Genomic DNA, 17,951 nt, shown 5'->3' on the forward strand with positions numbered 1-17,951 from the left:
TGTACTAACCGGTCAGTCAGTACATCCGAAATGCCTTCTCTCGCCGGCACCCCTGCCGAAGCCGCCCCTGTCCCTCCGAAACGCGAGCGCCGCAAGGAAGCCCGCCCCGGCGAGCTGCTGGCCGCCGCCCTGGAGCTGTTCGTCGAGAAGGGCTTCGCTGCCACACGTTCCGAGGAGGTCGCGGCCCGCGCCGGCGTGTCCAAGGGCACCCTCTTCCTCTACTTCCCCACCAAGGACGAGCTGTTCAAGGCGGTGGTGCGCGAGAACGTCTCCGGGCGCTTCCGGGAACTGAACCAGGAGTTCCGCCAGTTCGAGGGCAGTTCGGCCGACATGTTGCGCACCGGCCTGCGTCTGTGGTGGGAACGGGTGGGCGCCACCCAGGCGTCGGGCATCAGCAAGCTGATCATGAGCGAGGCGCGCAACTTTCCGGAGCTGGCGGATTTCTGCCAGCACGAGGTGATCCAGCCCTGCCAGGAGCTGATCTGCTGGATCCTGCAGCGCGGCATCGACCGCGGCGAGTTCCGGCCGGTCGACCTGCGCTATGCGGCTGCCAACACGATCGGCGCGATGGTCTTCCTGATGATGATGAAGCACTCCCTGGCGCCTTGCCTGCCGCACGACCAGCGGCTCGACCCGCAGCGCTTCATCGCCGCCCACGTGGACACCTTGCTGCAAGGGCTGTGCGTGCGGCCGCACGGCGTCAACGACGCGCCGGCATCATGAACACGCGCCTGCTCAAGTGGGTCGCCCTGCTGGTGCTGCTGGCACTGGTGGCCGCCGGCGCGTGGCGCGCCTGGTCGGCGCGCCAGGCGCAGCAGGAGGCGCTGGCGCTGGCGACGGCCGGACGCCAGCAGACGGTGGTGGAACTGGCCGCCACCGACGTGGCGCGCGCGCAGCGGCACCAGCTCACCCAGGGCCTGCCGATCTCCGGCTCGCTCAAGGCGGTGAATTCGGCACTGGTCAAGGCCCGGGCGGCCGGCGAGCTGCAGGGCCTCGCCGTCCGCGAAGGCGACCGGGTCCAGGCCGGGCAGGTCATCGCGCGGATCGAATCGACCGAGTACGCGGCGCGCGTGCGCCAGGTGCAGGAACAGGCCGACGCCGCCAAGGCGCAGATCGACATCGCGCAGCGCCAGTGGAACAACAACAAGGCGCTGGTCGACCAGGGCTTCATTTCGCGGACGGCGCTCGACACCTCGCTGAACAATCTCAACGCGGCGCAGGCGAACCACCAGGCGGCGCTGGCGGCGGTGGAGGTCGCCCGCAAGAGCCTCGACGACACCGTGGTGCGGGCGCCGATCGCGGGCTTCGTCGCGCAGCGGCTGGCGCAGCCGGGCGAGCGCGTCGGCGTCGAAGCCCGGATCGTCGAGATCGTCGACCTCTCCAGGCTGGAGCTGGAGGCGACGCTCAGCGCGGCCGATTCGCTGGCCGTGCGCGTGGGCCAGGAGGCGCAGTTGCAGGTGGAAGGCAAGCCCGAGCCGGTGCGAGCCCGGGTGGCGCGGATCAATCCGAGCGCCCAGCCGGGCAGCCGCAGCGTGCTGGCCTACCTCGCGATCGAGGCGCCCGCCGGCCTGCGGCAAGGCTTGTTCGCGCAGGGCACGCTGCACACCGGCGAGGTACGGGCCATCGCGGTGCCCCTCGCAGCCGTGCGCACCGACAAGCCGGCGCCCTACGTGCAGGTGGTCGCCAACGACGTGGTCGCGCATCGCACGGTGGAGCCGGGGGCGCGCGGCGCCGTCGGCACCGAGACCATGGTCGCCGTCACCGGGTTGAACGAGGGCGCCCTGGTGCTGCGCAGCAGCGTCGGCCCGCTGCGCGAAGGCACCCCCGTGCGCTTCACGGGGGGCCACCCTCACCCCAGCCCTCTCCCGCAGGCGGGAGAGGGAGCAAGTCCGCCAGCGGCCGCGCCCCGCCCCTAGCCCCTCCCCAGCATGTGGTTCACCCGCGTCAGCCTGCGCAACCCGGTCCTCGCGACGATGGTGATGCTCGCGCTCGTGGTGCTGGGCGTGTTCTCGTACCAGCGGCTGAAGGTCGACCAGTTCCCCAACATCGACTTCCCGGTCGTCGTGGTCACCGCCGAATATCCGGGCGCGTCGCCCGAGATCGTCGAGAGCGAGGTGACCAAGAAGCTGGAGGAAGGCGTCAATTCGATCGCCGGCATCAGCTCGCTGTACTCGCGCACCTACGAGAACTATGCCGTCGTCGTGATCGAGTTCCAGCTGCACATCGACGGGCGCAAGGCGGCGGAGGACGTACGCGAGAAGGTCGCCAGCATCCGGCCGCTGCTGCGCGACGAGGTCAAGGAACCGCGGGTGCTGCGCTTCGATCCGGCCAGCCGCGCGATCTGGTCGGTGGCCGTGCTCCCGGACGCCAGCCGCGGCAAGGCGCTGAGCCCGGTCGAACTCACCAACTGGGCCGACCAGGTGCTCAAGAAACGGCTGGAGAACGTGCGCGGCGTCGGCTCGGTGACGCTGGTGGGCGGCACCCGGCGCGAGATCAACGTGTACCTGAACCCGGCCGCCATGGAGGCGATGGGCATCACGACCGACCAGGTCGTCGCCGCGGTGCGCAACGAGAACCAGGACCTGCCGGTCGGCGCCGTGCGCTCGCTGGCGCAGGACCGCGTCGTGCAGATCGCCGCCCGCATGGAGCGGCCCGAGGACTTCGCCCAGATCATCGTGGCCCGCAAGAACGGCTTTCCGGTGCGGGTCGGGCAGGTGGCGCGGGTGGCCGACGGCGCCCAGGAACTGGACAGCCTGGCCCTCTACAACGGCGAGCGCACGCTGCTGCTGACGGTGCAGAAGTCGCAGGACGAGAACACGATCCAGGTGGTGGACGGGCTCGCCGCCACGCTGGCCGGCATGTCGGCCCAGCTGCCGCCGGGCCTGCGGCTGGCGCCGGTGACGGACGCCTCCCGGCCGATCCGCGTCGCCGTGGAGAACGTGCGCAAGACGCTGGTCGAAGGAGCGCTGCTCACGGTGCTGATCGTCTTCCTGTTCCTGAACTCCTGGCGCTCGACGGTGATCACCGGGCTCACCCTGCCGATCGCGCTGATCGGCACCTTCCTGTTCATGCATGCCTTCGGCTTCACCATCAACATGGTGACGCTGATGGCGCTGTCGCTGTGCGTCGGCCTGCTGATCGACGACGCGATCGTGGTGCGCGAGAACATCGTGCGCCACGTCCAGATGGGCAAGCCACCGTACCAGGCCGCCATGGAAGGCACGAATGAAATCGGCCTGGCGGTGCTCGCGACGACGCTCTCGATCGTCGCCGTGTTCCTGCCGATCGGCTTCATGGGCGGGATCATCGGCAAGTTCTTCCACGAGTTCGGCGTCACCATCGTCGCGGCGGTGCTGATCTCGATGTTCGTCAGCTTCACGCTGGACCCCATGCTGTCCTCGATCTGGCACGACCCCGAGATCGAGGCACACGGCAGGCGCAAGGCGAACCCGGGCCTGTATGACCGCACCATCGGCCGCGTCACCGGCTGGTTCCACCACGCGACCGAGTCGCTGGGCGAGGTCTACCAGGGCATCCTGCGCTGGTCGCTTCGCAACCGGCTGCTGACCCTGGTCGCCGCCGTCGCGATTTTCGGGTTGAGCGTGGCGATGCTGCCGCTGCTGGGCACCGAGTTCGTGCCCAAGGCCGACTTCTCCGAAACGACGCTGAACTTCAACACGCCGGTGGGCTCGTCGCTGGAAGCGACCGAGGCCAAGGCGCGCCAGGTGGAGGCGATCCTGCGCGAGGCGCCGGAAGTCGACTACACGCTGACGACGATCAACACCGCCAACGCGCAAGGCAAGATCTACGCCTCGGTCTACGTGCGGCTGGTCGACCGCCAGCGGCGCACGCGCAGCGTCGACGAGATGTCCACCGTGCTGCGCGAGCGACTGAAGCAGGTGCCGGGGATCACGGTGACCCACGTCGGCCTGCTCGACGCGGTGGCCGGCTACAAGCAGATCGAGTTCTCGCTGCTGGGCCCGGACCTGAAGGAGCTGGAGCGGCTGTCCAGGCTGCTGACCGAGCGCATCCGCGCCGTGCCGGGGCTGGTCGACCTCGACTCCAGCGTCAAGCCCGACAAGCCCGTGATCGCCGTCGACGTGCGGCGCAACGTCGCGTCCGACCTCGGCCTGTCGGTGGCGCAGATCGCCGGCGCCCTGCGCACGCTGGTGGCCGGCCAGACGGTAGGCAACTGGCGGGCGCCGGACGACCAGACCTACGACGTCAACGTGCGCATGGCGCCCGACGCGCGCACCACGCCGCAGGACCTGGAGCGCATTCCGTTCGCCCTGGGCAGCAACCCGGACGGCAGCGCCCGCATCGTGCGCCTGAACCAGGTGGCGCAGGTGCGCGAAGCGACGGGCCCGAACCAGATCAACCGGCGCGACCTCACCCGCGAGGTGGCGATCAGCGGCAACGCCGCCGGCCGCTCCGCCGGCGAGATCTCGGACGAGATCCAACAGCGCCTGGAAGGCGTTGCCTTGCCGCCGGGCTATTCGTACAAGTTCAGCGGCTCCACCAAGAACATGGCCGAGTCGTTCGACTACGCCGTCTCGGCCCTCGCGATGGCCGTCATCTTCATCTACATGATCCTCGCCAGCCAGTTCAGGAGCTTCCTGCAACCGCTGGCGCTGATGACGTCGCTGCCGCTGACGCTGATCGGCGTGGTCCTGTCGCTGCTGGCGTTCGGCTCGACCTTGTCGATCTTCTCGGTGATCGGCATCGTGATGCTGATGGGACTGGTGACCAAGAACGCGATCCTGCTGGTGGACTTCGCGATCCGCATGCGCGATCAGGGCATGAACCGCACCGAGGCGCTCCTGCACGCCGCCAAGGTGCGGCTGCGCCCGATCCTGATGACGACGCTTGCCATGATCTTCGGCATGGTGCCGCTGGCCTTCGCGATGAGCGAGGGGTCGGAGCAACGCGCGCCGATGGGCCAGGCCGTGATCGGCGGCGTGATCACGTCGTCGCTGCTGACGCTGGTGGTGGTGCCGGTCGTGTACTGCTACCTCGACGACCTGGCCGCGTGGCTGCGGCGGCGGCGCCCCGCCGGCGGCGGTGCCCGCGCGGTGCCGGCCTCTAGAATTGATGACATGACCTTGTGAAACGGAGCTCTCCAATGACGAACCTCAGCAACCTCGACCTCGCCCGCGCGAACATGATCAAGCAGCAGATCCGCACCTCGAACGTGACGGACGACGAAGTGATCTCCGTGCTCTCGGCGGTGCGGCGCGAGGAGTTCGTGCCGCTGGCCGACAAGGCCCTGGCCTTCGCCGAACTGCGCATCCCGCTGGTCGAGCCCGCCGAGGAGGCGCTGCGCAACGGCCATTGCATGCTGGAGCCGCTGATCGAGGCCCGCATCCTGCAGGAACTGCGGCTCAAGCCGACCGACAAGGTGCTGGAAGTCGGCGCCGGCTCGGGCTATATGGCCGCCCTGCTGGCCCAGCGCGCGCAGCGCGTGATCACGCTGGAACTGCACCCCCAGCTGGTGGAACTGGCCCGCGCGAACCTGCAGCGCGCCGGCGTCACCAACGTCGAGGTGCGCAAGGCGGATGGCTGCAAGGGCCTGCCCGGCGAAGCGCCGTTCGACGTCATCGTCCTCAGCGGCTCGGTGGCCGAGGTGCCCGCGGCCCTGCTGTCGCAACTGAAGATCGGCGGGCGCCTGTCGGCGATCGTCGGCTTCGACCCGGTGATGCGCGGCACGCTCATCACCCGCACCGGCGAGAGCACGTACACGACGGCCCAGCCCTGGGACACCGTGGCGCCGCGGCTGCAGAATTTCCCGGAGCCGGCCCGGTTCCAGTTCTGAAGGGGACGACGCGTTGATCGATCAGGTGCGGCCGGCGGAGCTCGCCGCGTGGATCCAGTCGCACGCCGGGGCCGGCCGTCCGGCGGTGGTGCTCGACGTGCGCGAGCCGTGGGAGCTCGCCACCGCGAGCATCAAGCCCGACGGCTTCGAGCTGGTCGCGATCCCCATGAGCCTCATTCCCGTGCGCCTGCAGGAGCTCGATCGCTCGCAGCCGGTGGCGGTGCTGTGCCATCACGGCGGCCGCAGCCAGCGCGTCGCCATGTTCCTGCAGCAGCAGGGATTCAGCGACGTCGCCAACGTGGCCGGCGGCATCGAACTGTGGTCGCGTGAACTCGACCCCGCCGTGCCGCGCTACTGAAACGAAGACAACCCAAGGAGGGATCATGACGAGCTTGCGGCTTCTTCCCCTGGCGCTCGCCCTGGCCGTGGCCGGCATCGCGCCGGTCCGCGCGCAGAGCCTGCTGGAGCTGTACGAATCGGCGCGTGCCTACGACGCCACATGGCAGTCGGCGAAGGCGCAGTACGACGCCAACCTGTTCCGTGCCGAGCAGGCGCGGGCCGGCGTGCTGCCGTCCGCCAACCTCGGCGCCGGCCTCGTCCGATCGAACTTCGAGTCGACGGTCCCGCAGGTCGACCGCGGCATCACGACCCAGAGCGCCACCATCAGCGCGTCACAGCCGCTGTACCGGCCGGCGAACTTCGCGACCTGGGAGCAAGGCAAGCGCCAGGTGGACCTGGCGCAGGCGCAACTGACCTCCGCGAGCCAGGACCTGATCGTCCGCGTGAGCCAGGCCTATTTCGACGTGCTGGCGGCGCAGGACACGCTGGCCTTCGTGCAGGCGCAGAAGACGGCCGTCGGCGAACAGCTCGAGTCGGCGAAGCGCAATTTCGAGGTCGGCACTTCGACGATCACCGACACTCGGGAAGCGCAGGCCCGCTACGACCTCGTGATCGCGCAGGAGATCGCGGCCGAGAACGACCTGCGGGTCAAGAAGCTGGCGCTCGACTCGCTCGTCGGCAAGCCGAACGTGAAGCCCAATCCGCTCGCGTTGCCGGCCGCGGTGCCGGCGCCCGAGCCCGCCGACGTCAATGCCTGGGTGCAGCAGGGCGAGGAGAACAGCCCGGCGATCCGGCAAGCGAAGACGGCGGTGGAGATCGCGCAGCTGGAGACCGAGAAGGCGAAGGCCGGCCACCTGCCGACGCTGGACCTCACGGCCAGTTACGGCGTCAACCGCAACCCCGGCGGCAGCGCTTCGGTGCCGACCTCGACGCGCAGCAACACGGCCAGCATGGGGCTGTCGTTCAACCTGCCCCTCTTCGCCGGCTTCGCGACCCAGAACCGCATCCGCGAGACGCTGTCGCTCGAGGAGCGGGCGCAGGCCGACCTGGAGGCGAGCCGCCGCGCGGTGGCGCAGGCGATCCGCAGCGCCTTCTTCGGGCTGGTGTCGGGCCAGGGCCAGGTGAAGGCGCTGGAGGCGGCCGAGGCTTCGAGCCTGAGCGCGCTGGATGCGAACCGGCTGGGCTACCAGGTGGGGGTGCGGATCAACATCGACGTGCTGAACTCGCAGAGCCAGTTGTTCCAGACGAAACGCGACCTGGCGCAGGCGCGCTACAACGTGCTGGTGGGGCACCTGAAGCTGCGGCAGGCGGCGGGGACGCTGCTGCCTGAAGACCTGGCGCGGTTGAACGCCTTGCTGGCGAAGTAGGGAAGCGGGAGCGGACAGCCGTACGCTGTTGCGGCTTCTGCGTAACCTCTGCGGCTTTTGCGTCCGGCTGTTTGCATTAGCCCCGGATCAACGCCAGTACCGCCTCCGCCGTGCGGTCCGCCGCCCCGCGGTGGGCGGCGGCGAAGGACAGGCCGGCCGCGGCGGTGGCCTCGCGGCGCGGCGCATCCATCCCGAGCTCGATCGCCGCGCGGACCCCCTCCTCCATGCCGCCCACGCGCAGCGCCGCACCCGCCTCCTGCGCAAGTGCCGCCGCCTCCGCGAAATTGAACGTGTGCGGTCCCATCACGACCGGGCAGCCGCACGCCGCCGCCTCGATCAGGTTCTGGCCGCCCAGCGGCTCGAAGCTGCCGCCCAGCAAGGCGCAATCGGCCAGCCCGTAGTACAGCGCCATCTCGCCCAGCGAATCGCCGATCCACACCTGCGCGTCTTCGGGCGGCGCGGCCCACTGGCTGCGGCGGGCCATGCCGAAGCCGCGCGCCGCGACGAGCGCCGCGACCTCGTCGAACCGCTGCGGATGGCGCGGCACGATCAGCCAGCGGATGCCAGCCGCCGCGTCGCCGAGCGCCCGCACGGCGTCCAGGAACTGCGCTTCCTCGCCCTCGCGCGAGCTGGCGAACATGACGACCGGCAGTCCCAGCGCGGCGCGCCACGCACGGCCTTGCGCAAGTTGCACCGGATCGGGCGCGGCATCGAACTTGAGGTTGCCGAACACGCCCTGGACGCTGGCCCCGGCTTCGCGCAGTCGTTGTGCATCCGCCTCGGTCTGCGCCCACGCGGCCGCCAGGCCGCCATACGCAGGACGCGAGAGCCGCGCCAGCCGCCGCGCCTGCGCCAGCGACTTCCCGCTCAGGCGCGCGTTCGCGAGCACCAGCGGCACCTGCCGGGCGCGGCATTCCGCCACGACGTTCGGCCAGACCTCGGTTTCCATCAACACGCCGGCGCTGGGCCGGAAATGCTCCAGGAAGCGGCGCACGGCGCCCGGCGTGTCCCAGGGCAGCCAGGCCTGGCAGTCGCCGGTGCGCAGCAGGCGCTCGCCTTCGGCCCAGCCGGTCGCCGTGCCGTGCGTCAGCAGCACCCGCAGCGACGGATCGCGCTCGCGCAGGCGTTCCAGCAGGATCGCGGCGGCGCGCGTCTCGCCGAGCGACACGGCATGGATCCACAGTGCCCCGGGTTCCGCCGCCGTGCGGTAACGTCCGAAGCGTTCGTCTATCGCATGGAGGTAGCCGGGCTCGGCCGCGCCGCGGCGGCGCAGCTTGCGGCGCAGGAAAGGCTGCGCCCCGATCAGCAGGAGCGAGTAGAGCGGCCGGATCACGCCGTGCTCACCTCGCGCCACGCCTCCCACACGGCATCGACCGAAGGGGTGGGCTCCGCGTAGACGGACCGCTGGCGCGTACGGCCCGGCCCCGGCAGCGGGCCGGTGCGCCAGGCCGTGTCGAAGTTGTAGATCTGCACGTGCGGCAGGTCGAGGGCGACGGCGACGTGGCTGAGGCCGCTGTCGACGCCGACGACGCCGCTGCAGGCGGCCAGGCGGTCGGTCAGTTCGCCGAGCCCCGCGCGCGGCCAGACCTGCGCGGCCGGGCCGAGCGTCTGCGCCAGCCGCTGCGCGCGCTCGAGTTCGGTGTCGTCGCCGTGCGGCAGTCCGACGCCGAAACCCTGCGCGACGAGCCGCCGGCCGAGGTCGATCCAGTGCGCTTCGGGCCAGCACTTGTCGGCCCGCGACGTGCCATGGACGAAGGCGACGCAAGGCTGGCGATCACCGGCGGCGGCGGCGCTGGCGCGCAGGCCGAAGCGCAGTTCGTGCGGGACTTCGTAGCCGAACGCGCGGGCGCACAGCTCGCGCGAGCGCGCGACGGCATGCACGTGCGGCTCGATGCGAACGGCGACGTCGGCCAGCCACCGCGTCGGCGCTTCGTAGCTGGAGCCCTCGGTGCGGTTGGCCATCGCATAGCGCCGGCCGTCGGGCGCGAGCCGCGCGGCACGGGCGACGAGCGCGGATTTCGTCAGGCCCTGCAGGTCGATGACGGCGTCATAGGCCTGCCCGCGCAGCTGCTCGCGGAAGGACCGCCATTCGGCGCGCGTCCGGGGCGCCAGCGGGGCCTTGCGCCAGCGGCGCAGGCCGAAGGCGATGACGTGGCGCACGCCATCGCAGCGTTGCACGAGTGGCGCGAAGCCGCCCTCGACCACCCAGTCGATCGCAGCATCAGGTCGGGCGGCCCGCAGGTCCTGCACGGCCGGCATGGCGTGCACGACATCGCCGAGGGACGAGAGCTTGACGATGAGGATGTTCACAGGCCGTCATTGTGGCCGAGAGCCGTCTGCCGGCTTTCCTGTACCGACTCAGTGCGCCGCCGCCCCGACCTGCGCATCCGGCTTCACGCTGCGCAGCAGGGCCAGCATCTCGCCCTCGATCCGATGCAGCGCCTCCGGCGTGTGGCCTTCGAACCGCAGCACGAGGACCGGCGTCGTATTGGACGCCCGCACGAGCCCGAACCCGTCCGGCCAGTCGACGCGGACGCCGTCGATCGTCGAAACCTGGGCCGGCGGCGCGAACCGCGCGCTGGCGACGAGCCGCTGCACGAGGACGTGCGGCTCGCCCTCGGCGCACTTCACGTTCAGCTCCGGCGTCGAGAAGCTGGTCGGCAGCCCGTCGAGGACGGCGCTCGGATCGTCGTGGCGCGAGAGGATCTCCAGCAGCCGGGCGCCGGCGTACGTGCCGTCGTCGAAGCCGTACCAGCGCTCCTTGAAGAAGATGTGGCCGCTCATCTCGCCGCCGAGCGGCGAGCCGACTTCCTTCATCTTCGCCTTGATCAGCGAGTGCCCGGTCTTGTACATCAGCGGCACGCCGCCGGCCTCGCGGATGGCGGGCGCGAGGCGCTGCGTGCACTTCACGTCGAACAGGATCGTGCCGCCCGGCACGCGCGACAGCACGTCGCGGGCGAACAGCATCATCTGGCGGTCGGGATAGATGTTGTTGCCGCCCCGGGTGACGATGCCGAGCCGGTCGCCGTCGCCGTCGAAGGCGAGGCCGAGGTCGGCGCCATGCTCGCCGATGGCGGCGATGAGGTCGCGCAGGTTCTCCGGCTTGCTCGGGTCGGGATGGTGGTTCGGGAAATCGCCGTCGACCTCGCTGAACAGCTCGATCACTTCGCAGCCGAGGGCCCGGAAGATGCCGGGAGCCGAGGCGCCGGCGATGCCGTTGCCGGAATCGACGACGATCTTCAGGGGCCGGGCCAGCTTGACGTCGCCGGCGATGCGGTCGCGGTACGGGGCGAGGACGTTGACGTTGCGGACCGTGCCGGGTTGTTCGGCGGCGGGGCCGCCGGCTTCCATGGCGTGGCGCAAGGCCTGGATCTCCTCGCCGTAGATGGCGCGGCCGGCGAGGACCATCTTGAAGCCGTTGTAGTCCTTCGGGTTGTGGCTGCCGGTGAGCTGGATGCCGCTGGAGCAGAGGGTACTGGCGGCAAAGTACAGCATGGGCGTCGTGGCGAGCCCGATGTCGATGACGTCGACGCCTGAACTGCACAACCCGCGGACGAGGGCGGCGCTGAGCGAGGGACCGGACAGGCGGCCGTCCCGGCCGACGGCGACGGCCGTCTCGCCTTCGGCGCGGGCCATGGCGCCGAACGCGCGGCCGAGCGACTCGGCGACGGCCTCGTTCAAGGTGCTGGGGACGACGCCCCGGACGTCGTAGGCCTTGAAGATGCTCGGCGAGAACTGCATGGAGGGGTCGCTTCCTGGATGAGGTGATGCTCGAAGGTGATCGACCATTCTAGGCCGGCGCCCGCAGGCAACATGTCCGAAAACGGCCAGTCCGGCGCCGGCCGCTGCTTATCATCGGCGCCATGAGCCCGTATGTCTCCGACCTCGAACCGGACGCCTGCTACCTCGCCCTGAAGGCGCGGGACGCCCGCTTCGACGGCTCGTTCTTCACCGGCGTCACCTCGACCGGCATCTACTGCCGGCCCGTGTGCCGCGTGCGGACGCCCAAGCGGGAGAACTGCCGCTTCTTCGGCCACGCGGCCCAGGCCGAAAGCGCCGGCTTCCGGCCGTGCCTGCGGTGCCGTCCCGAGCTGGCACCGCGTTCGGTCGCCTGGTCGGTCCAGGATGCAAGCGCCATCCTCGCCCACCAGGCAGCCCGGCTGCTGGAGGATCCCGAAGCGTGGGGCGGCACCGTTCCGTCGGTCGAGCAACTGGCGGCCCGGCTCGGCGTCAGCGACCGCCACGTGCGGCGCATCTTCGAAGCCCAGTTCGGCGTTTCGCCGGTGCAGTACCTGCAGACCCGGCGGCTGCTGACGGCCAAGCAATTGCTGGCGGACACGGCGCTGCCCGTCACGCAGGTGGCCCTGGCGAGCGGTTTTGCGAGCGTGCGGCGCTTCAACGCGGCGTTCGTGGCCCATTACGGACTCAATCCGACGCAGTTGCGGCGCGAAGGGGCCGAGCGGCACGGCCAGGGCGTCACCGTGCGCCTGGGCTACCGGCCGCCGTACGACACGGTGGCCATGCTGGCCTTCTTCGCGCAGCGGCAACTGCGTGGCGTCGAGCTGGTGCGGGAGGCGGCCGACGGCGGCAGCCTGGTGCGAACGCTGGCCGTGGAGGCCGGAGGCTGCGTCCACCGTGGCTGGCTGGCGGTGCAGTTCGACGCGGCCCATCACCAACTGGTGCTACGGGTCGCCGACTCGCTGGCCCCCGTCCTGCCGCTCGTGATCCGGCGGGTCCGATGCGCGTTCGACCTCGACGCCGATCCGCGCAACATCAACAAGGTGCTGCACGGGCCGTTTCCCGGCGGCGACGGCTTGCGGGTGCCGGGCGCGCTGAGCGGCTACGAGCTGGCCGTGCGGGCCGTGCTGGGCCAGCAGATCACGGTGGCGGCGGCCCGGACGCTGGCCCAGCGGCTGCTCGACCGCTTCGGCGAACCGATCGCGACGCCGTGGCCCGAGCTGACGCGCCTGTTTCCCGAACCGGCCGTGCTGGCAAACGCGAGCGGCGACGCCCTCGGCCAGCTGGGCATCGTGCGGCAACGGCAGGCGGCGATCGTCGCGATCGCGCGCGCCGTCCACGAGCAGCGGCTCGAGCTGCACGGCAGCGCCGACTTGGCGGCGACGCTGCAGGCGTTGACGGCGCTGCCGGGGATCGGCGACTGGACGGCGCAGTACATCGCGATGCGGGCGCTGCGCTGGCCCGACGCGTTCCCATCGGGCGACGTCGCGCTGCACAAGGCGCTCGGCGTGCAAGGCGAGCCGCGGCCGGCGCGGGCGGCGCTCGCTGCTTCCGAGGCCTGGCGGCCGTGGCGCAGCTATGCCGTGATCCGCGCTTGGCACGGCCTGGCAGTGCCGTCCCCATCCACCGCAGCGCCGTCGCCGGTGCTCGAGGAGTCAGCATGAAATTCCATCCTTCGCTGGTGCAGGCGCGCCATGCCAGCCCGCTCGGCCCCATGATCCTGGCGGCGAGCGAAGCGGGCCTCGCGGGAGCCTGGTTCGAAGGACAGCGCCACCTCCCGGAGTGCTCCGGGTGGCGGCAGGCGCCGGATCATCCGGTGTTGCTCGAGGCGATGGCCCAGCTCGACGACTACTTCGCCGGGCGGCGGGACGGCTTCGACCTGCCGCTGGACGTCGCCGGCGGCACGCCGTTCCAGCGGTCGGTGTGGCAGGCGCTGCGAACGATCCCGCGCGGACAGACGATCAGTTACGGGGCGCTCGGTGCACGTGCCGGCTGTCCGGCGGCGGTCCGCGCGGTCGGGGCGGCGGTGGGCCGCAATCCGCTGTCGATCGTGGTGCCGTGCCACCGCGTCGTCGGGGCCGACGGCTCACTGACGGGCTACGCCGGCGGCCTCGAGCGCAAGCGCGCGCTGCTGCGACTCGAGGGCGCCGCATGACGGGTGCCGACAAGCCGCTGGCGGCGCCAGCGCTGGCCGTGGCGCCGCCACGCGCCTGGGTCGCCGAATTCGTGCTGCTGGGCGCGATCTGGGGCGCTTCGTTCCTCTTCATGAAGACGGCCGTCCACGACTTCGGCGTGCTGCCGACGGCGGCGGTGCGGGTATTCATCGCGGCGGCCTGCCTGTTGCCGCTGGTGCGGTTGCGCGGCCTCGGCCCGTCGTTCCGCCGCCACTGGAAGATGGCCTGCCTGCTGGGCATCCTCAATTCGGCGATTCCGTTCGTCTGCTTCTCGTTCGCGCTGCTGTCGATCACGACGGGGCTCTCGGGCATCCTCAACGCGACGGTGCCGCTGTTCGGCGCCGTCGTCGCGTGGCTGTGGCTGGGCGACCGGCCGAGCGTTTCGCGCATGGTCGGCCTGTCGATCGGCTTCGGCGGCGTGGCACTGCTGGCGTGGGACCAGGCCCGCTTCAAGCCGGGCGCCTCGGGAATCGCGCCGGTCTGGGCGATCCTGGCCTGCCTGGTGGCGACGCTGTGCTACGCCGTCGCCGCGAGCGCGACGAAGCGCTACATGGCCGGCGTGCCGGCGATGGTGACGGCCGCCGGCAGCCAGCTCGGCGCCGCCCTGGCCCTCGTCGTTCCGGCGCTGTGGCTGTGGCCGGCGCGGATGCCCGGTGCCGATGCCTGGGCCGCCGTGGTCGCGCTGGGCGTGGCGTGCACGGGCATCGCGTACATCCTGTACTTCCGGCTGATCGAACATGCCGGCCCGTCGCGGGCGCTGGCCGTGACGTTCGTGGTGCCGGTGTTCGCGGTGTTCTACGGCGCGCTGCTGCTGGGCGAAGCCGTGACGCCGTGGATGCTGCTGTGCGGCGCGATCATCGTGTGCGGGACGGCCTTGTCGACGGGGTGGCTGAAGCTGCCGGCGCGGGGGAAATAAACCCGTACGCAGGGACGGCGTCTGCGTACCGAGGTCCGCTCCCGAATTCAGAACCGAGGGAGGTCCCGCAGAGTCCGTCCCGGCGCCTCCGGGTCAAGCGCCAGCGTCTCCGTCCCTTCGGGCAGCACGTCCACCTTCACCTCCGGGCCGGGCTGCAGGCGGCCCTCGTCGTCGGGGAACAGGCTGATCACGGTGTCGCCTTCGACCAGGCGGTCCACGACCTCCGTCAGCCGCGTCGGCGCGGGGCGCAGGTCCCAGCGTTTCTGCGAGCTGTCGATCAGGCCCATCATCGCCTCCACGATCTGCGCGCCCGCGTAGCGGACGGCGGTGATGCCGTATGTCGCTCTCTCAACCATGCGGCGATTGTGTGCTGCAGGGATGGCCGCACGATCAGGCAATCGCCACAACGGCCGTGGGACCGTGCCTACGGCAGCGGTACGCGGCGCTACACTGCTGCGCTTTGGCCGCCGCCGCAATGACCGCCCAGCGCCCGCCCTCCTCCGCCGAAGCGGCGCCGCCCCCGCTTGGGAAGGCCCACGCGCGTCGCCTGCGCGAGATCTGGCGCTCGGCCGGCTGGCCATGCCACGACCTGCTCGAGGTCGACCTGCTCGCCGCCGGCCTGCTCGAGCGGGTGCACGCGCCCTCCGGCCACGAAACACTGCGCGTGACCGATGCCGGCGTGCAACTGCTCGCCGCGACAGCCGTCGGCAACCGCGCCTCCTTCTCCGCTCACGAGGCGCTGGTGGAGCGGGTTGCGCGCGAGATGGGACGCGCCGGCCGCGTCGCATGGCGCGGACTCTCGCTGCGGGCGCAGGTCCCCGCCGAAGGCGCGGCGGCGACGCGCTGGTGCATCGCGAAGCCCGACGTCTTCTCGATCCGCAACACGACGGTGGCGACGTACGTCGACCCGGTCGTGCACGAAGTGAAGGTGCGCCGCGCCGACCTGCTGGGCGACCTGCGCAACGGGGCCAAGCGCGCCGCCTACCTCGACATCGGCGAATGCTGGTACGTGCTCGGCTGCGACGCCAGGGGCCGCTGCATCGCGGCGCCCGACGAGGTACCGCCCGAATGCGGCGTGCTCGTCGTCGAGCACGGCCGCCTGGTGCTGGCGCGCGCCGCGCCGCGCCGCGGCCGCAACGGCCTGCCGTTCGGGGTGTGGATGGCGCTGGCCAAGGCGGCGCCGGTGGCGGGCCTCGACGAAGGCGCGCAGCCGCTGCTGGGCCTCGCAGCCTGAGGCCTACTGCTTCGGGTGCTCGGACTTGCCGGGCTGCGGCGTCTTCACGCGCCCCTTTTCCGGGTCCTGGGCTTCCGTCTCGTGCAGTGGCTCCGGATTCGCCGGCTTGGGCGGCTCGGTCGGCGCCGGGCTGGGAGCGGATGCGGTGCTCATGGTCATTCCAGGTCGGGGTCGCCGCCCGAGTCGCGCGGCTGCGTCCCGTCCGCGTCGTGGTCCTCGGACGGAATGTCGTCTTCCATGCCCTGCTCCGGCTCTTCCTTGTGCTGGCCGGGTTCCGGCGGCACGCGGCCGCCTCGGGTGACGTCGTTCATGTCGCTCCTCAGATGGTGGGCGGCTTGACGCCCGGGTCTTCGGGCTCCGCGGGCGGCAGCATGGGACCGAACTCCGGCTCCACCGGCAGGTGGGTCGGATTCTCCTGCCCCGGCTCGGGTTGCGGCGGCAGCGGTTCGGGCTCGACGGGATGGGTGGCCATGCCCCGCATCATCGCGCGGCGCGCGGGGACCTGTCCAGCGCAGGGGATGCCTGCCCGGTCTCGCCATCGGGCCGGGGCGGCGGCGGCCGGTCCGGCGGCGAGAAGCCGTCGTTCAGCACGGGCGGTCCGGGCTCGTGATCGTGCAGGCTCGGATCGACGTCGTAGGGAATCATGAGCCCGGCGGCAGCTCAGTTGTCGTGAGTGATCCGCTGCGCCTCGCGCCGCACGACCGTGCTCGGCTCGTGCGTGAACGGCAGGCGCGGCAGCCCGATCAGTTCCTGCAGGTGCGCGTGGGCGCGATCCATGTCGGCGCCGATCATGGCGAGCGCGACTTCATGGCCGGGTTCGTTCTTCGCGATGTCGAGGTAGGCCGCGCGCAGGCGCTGGTAGTCCTCCTCGGCCCGGGCGACTTCTTTCTGCAGGGTTTGCACCCGGGTGTGTTCGGAACGGCTGTAGCGCATGGGTCGGACCAGGTTTGGTGCAAGCATGGCGCCGTCCGCGCGTGCCCCGCGATTGCGCATGGCACGTTGACGCGAGGCGGAGCGCCACTCGTGAAATCGATGCTAGTGAACAGCAAACCACACCCCTGTAGGACAAGCCAGACAGACGCCGCAGGCGCACGCCTCTGTCGCCCATTTCGCGCCAGAGCTTCGCTAGGATCAACGTAATCGAAGCACACGCTACAACCACTGTCGCAGCGCGCATGTCCGCACCGAAGAACACCGCCAATCATTTCGACGCGCTGGATGGCTGGCGCGGGCTCTGCGCCTGCCTGGTCGCGCTGTTCCACTTCCACGGCAACAGCCCCGTGTACTCGTGGGACCTGATCCGCAACAGCTACCTGTTCGTCGACTTCTTCTTCGTGCTCAGCGGCTTCGTGATCGCGTGGAACTACGGCACGCGGCTCGGCACGTGGACCGATGTGCGTCAGTTCCTCGTGCTGCGCGTCGGCCGCCTGTACCCGCTGCACGCCTTCATGCTGGCGCTGTTCGTCGCCTGGGAGGGCGCCAAGCTCGTGATCGGCCGCATCAGCCCGCCGGGGCCGCAGGCCTTCGTCGGCGAGAACCAGCCCGAAACGATCCTCAGCAACGTGTTCCTGGTGCAGAGCCTGCACGTCAACGACGCCCTGAGCTGGAATGCGCCGAGCTGGTCGATCAGCACCGAGCTGTGGGCCTACGTCATCTTCGCCCTGGTCTCCGTCACGCTGGGGCTGCGGCACTGGATGCTGGCGCTGGTCGCGCTCGCCGCGCCCCTGTTCCTGCTGTCGGTGACGAGCACCGGCATGGACGTCACGTACGACTGGGGACTGGTGCGCTGCGTGTTCGGCTTCGCGCTGGGCGTCGCCTGCGCGCGCCTGTACCGGTTGCGCGGCGAGCGTCCCGAAGGGCCCGGCACGGCGGCGACGCTGCTCGAGTGCGTGGCCCTGGCGGCCGTGGTGTGGTTCGTCGCGTGGGCCGGCAAGAGCAACTGGTCGCTGCTGGCGCCGTTCGTGTTCGCCGCCGCGGTCCTGGTGTTCGCCGACGAGCGCGGCTGGTGGAGCCGGCAGCTGCAGCGCCCGCTGTTCAAGTGGCTGGGGATGCTGTCGTACTCGATCTACCTCACGCACTACCTCGTGGTCGTGCTGCTGCCGGTGTTCTTCAAGCGCGCGCTGCACCTGGACCTGTGGACGCCGGTCACCCTGGCGAGCGGCGAAACCGTCGAACTGTTCGGGCGCAGCGCCGTCGAGGGCACGGCGCTGTTCGGCGTGGTGCTGGCACTCACGATCGCGTTCAGCGCCTTCACCCATCGCTGGATCGAAACGCCGGGCCGGGACTGGAGCCGCGCGCTCGCCAGACGGCTCGCGCGCCGCACTGCTGCGGCTGGCGCGCCGGCACCGACCGGGGTGTCGGCCCCCTGACG

At 70.9% G+C, this 17,951-nt stretch carries 20 protein-coding genes; 11 read left to right on the top strand and 9 right to left on the bottom strand.

Annotated elements, in window-relative coordinates:
* Positions 1–30 precede the first annotated feature (30 nt).
* Genes RAMLITH_RS25185 through RAMLITH_RS25210 form a run of 6 tightly spaced genes read left to right on the top strand, consistent with a single transcriptional unit; the run spans position 31 to position 7,518 of the window.
* Entirely contained in the window at positions 31–723 is a 693-nt protein-coding gene (locus RAMLITH_RS25185; protein ID WP_168110227.1) for a TetR/AcrR family transcriptional regulator, read from the top strand.
* Positions 720–1,916, top strand: a complete 1,197-nt coding sequence (locus RAMLITH_RS25190; RefSeq protein WP_168110228.1) for an efflux RND transporter periplasmic adaptor subunit — start codon at positions 720–722, stop codon at positions 1,914–1,916. Before RAMLITH_RS25185 ends, RAMLITH_RS25190 begins: the two co-directional genes overlap by 4 nt.
* 12 nt (positions 1,917–1,928) lie before the next feature.
* Complete coding sequence (locus tag RAMLITH_RS25195; protein WP_168110229.1) at positions 1,929–5,108, top strand: efflux RND transporter permease subunit; 3,180 nt, start codon at positions 1,929–1,931, stop codon at positions 5,106–5,108.
* Positions 5,109–5,122: 14 nt separating this feature from the next.
* On the top strand, positions 5,123–5,812 hold the full coding sequence (locus tag RAMLITH_RS25200) for a protein-L-isoaspartate O-methyltransferase family protein (protein WP_168110230.1): 690 nt from the start codon (positions 5,123–5,125) through the stop codon (positions 5,810–5,812).
* A gap of 13 nt (positions 5,813–5,825) precedes the next feature.
* A complete protein-coding gene (locus RAMLITH_RS25205; RefSeq protein ID WP_168110231.1) occupies positions 5,826–6,170 on the top strand; it encodes a rhodanese-like domain-containing protein in 345 nt (114 codons plus the stop codon).
* 25 nt (positions 6,171–6,195) lie between these two features.
* Positions 6,196–7,518: a TolC family outer membrane protein gene (locus RAMLITH_RS25210; RefSeq protein WP_168110232.1), complete on the top strand. Its 1,323-nt coding sequence runs from the start codon at positions 6,196–6,198 to the stop codon at positions 7,516–7,518.
* A 76-nt stretch (positions 7,519–7,594) separates the two neighbouring features.
* Here the strand turns inward: RAMLITH_RS25210 and RAMLITH_RS25215 are convergent, their stop codons facing one another.
* Genes RAMLITH_RS25215 through RAMLITH_RS25225 form a run of 3 tightly spaced genes read right to left on the bottom strand, consistent with a single transcriptional unit; the run spans position 7,595 to position 11,259 of the window.
* Complete coding sequence (locus tag RAMLITH_RS25215) at positions 7,595–8,851, bottom strand: glycosyltransferase N-terminal domain-containing protein (protein ID WP_168110233.1); 1,257 nt, start codon at positions 8,849–8,851, stop codon at positions 7,595–7,597.
* Positions 8,848–9,828: a lipopolysaccharide heptosyltransferase I gene (waaC, locus tag RAMLITH_RS25220; protein WP_168110234.1), complete on the bottom strand. Its 981-nt coding sequence runs from the start codon at positions 9,826–9,828 to the stop codon at positions 8,848–8,850. The genes RAMLITH_RS25215 and waaC overlap by 4 nt, the downstream gene beginning before the upstream one ends.
* A gap of 48 nt (positions 9,829–9,876) precedes the next feature.
* Positions 9,877–11,259 (bottom strand): phosphomannomutase/phosphoglucomutase, encoded by a 1,383-nt coding sequence (locus RAMLITH_RS25225; RefSeq protein ID WP_168110235.1) that lies wholly within the window; start codon positions 11,257–11,259, stop codon positions 9,877–9,879.
* 122 nt (positions 11,260–11,381) lie between these two features.
* Between RAMLITH_RS25225 and RAMLITH_RS25230 the strand changes: the two genes are divergently transcribed.
* Genes RAMLITH_RS25230 through RAMLITH_RS25240 form a run of 3 tightly spaced genes read left to right on the top strand, consistent with a single transcriptional unit; the run spans position 11,382 to position 14,346 of the window.
* Complete coding sequence (locus RAMLITH_RS25230; protein WP_168110236.1) at positions 11,382–12,920, top strand: DNA-3-methyladenine glycosylase 2 family protein; 1,539 nt, start codon at positions 11,382–11,384, stop codon at positions 12,918–12,920.
* Positions 12,917–13,411, top strand: a complete 495-nt coding sequence (locus RAMLITH_RS25235; protein ID WP_168110237.1) for a methylated-DNA--[protein]-cysteine S-methyltransferase — start codon at positions 12,917–12,919, stop codon at positions 13,409–13,411. Before RAMLITH_RS25230 ends, RAMLITH_RS25235 begins: the two co-directional genes overlap by 4 nt.
* Positions 13,408–14,346, top strand: coding sequence for a DMT family transporter (locus RAMLITH_RS25240; protein ID WP_168110238.1), 939 nt, complete (start codon positions 13,408–13,410; stop codon positions 14,344–14,346). The genes RAMLITH_RS25235 and RAMLITH_RS25240 overlap by 4 nt, the downstream gene beginning before the upstream one ends.
* Before the next feature lie 47 nt (positions 14,347–14,393).
* Here the strand turns inward: RAMLITH_RS25240 and RAMLITH_RS25245 are convergent, their stop codons facing one another.
* Positions 14,394–14,702 (bottom strand): hypothetical protein, encoded by a 309-nt coding sequence (locus RAMLITH_RS25245; protein WP_168110239.1) that lies wholly within the window; start codon positions 14,700–14,702, stop codon positions 14,394–14,396.
* A 119-nt stretch (positions 14,703–14,821) separates the two neighbouring features.
* On the opposite strand from RAMLITH_RS25245, the gene RAMLITH_RS25250 reads away from it, so the two are divergent.
* Positions 14,822–15,580, top strand: coding sequence for a hypothetical protein (locus tag RAMLITH_RS25250; RefSeq protein WP_168110254.1), 759 nt, complete (start codon positions 14,822–14,824; stop codon positions 15,578–15,580).
* A 3-nt stretch (positions 15,581–15,583) separates the two neighbouring features.
* On the opposite strand, the gene RAMLITH_RS25255 is transcribed toward RAMLITH_RS25250, so the two are convergent.
* Genes RAMLITH_RS25255 through RAMLITH_RS25275 form a run of 5 tightly spaced genes read right to left on the bottom strand, consistent with a single transcriptional unit; the run spans position 15,584 to position 16,540 of the window.
* Positions 15,584–15,733, bottom strand: coding sequence for a hypothetical protein (locus tag RAMLITH_RS25255; protein ID WP_168110240.1), 150 nt, complete (start codon positions 15,731–15,733; stop codon positions 15,584–15,586).
* Positions 15,734–15,735: 2 nt separating this feature from the next.
* Positions 15,736–15,891: a hypothetical protein gene (locus RAMLITH_RS25260; protein WP_168110241.1), complete on the bottom strand. Its 156-nt coding sequence runs from the start codon at positions 15,889–15,891 to the stop codon at positions 15,736–15,738.
* Between the two features lie 8 nt (positions 15,892–15,899).
* On the bottom strand, positions 15,900–16,052 hold the full coding sequence (locus RAMLITH_RS25265) for a stereocilin (RefSeq protein ID WP_168110242.1): 153 nt from the start codon (positions 16,050–16,052) through the stop codon (positions 15,900–15,902).
* Positions 16,053–16,060: 8 nt separating this feature from the next.
* Positions 16,061–16,225: a hypothetical protein gene (locus RAMLITH_RS25270; protein WP_168110243.1), complete on the bottom strand. Its 165-nt coding sequence runs from the start codon at positions 16,223–16,225 to the stop codon at positions 16,061–16,063.
* A gap of 15 nt (positions 16,226–16,240) precedes the next feature.
* A complete protein-coding gene (locus RAMLITH_RS25275; protein WP_168110244.1) occupies positions 16,241–16,540 on the bottom strand; it encodes a hypothetical protein in 300 nt (99 codons plus the stop codon).
* A gap of 215 nt (positions 16,541–16,755) precedes the next feature.
* Here RAMLITH_RS25275 and RAMLITH_RS25280 point away from each other — a divergent pair, with 215 nt between their 5' ends.
* Positions 16,756–17,949: an acyltransferase family protein gene (locus RAMLITH_RS25280; RefSeq protein WP_168110245.1), complete on the top strand. Its 1,194-nt coding sequence runs from the start codon at positions 16,756–16,758 to the stop codon at positions 17,947–17,949.
* Positions 17,950–17,951 lie beyond the last annotated feature (2 nt).

Source organism: Ramlibacter lithotrophicus (genome assembly GCF_012184415.1).
Lineage (GTDB): Bacteria > Pseudomonadota > Gammaproteobacteria > Burkholderiales > Burkholderiaceae_C > Ramlibacter > Ramlibacter lithotrophicus.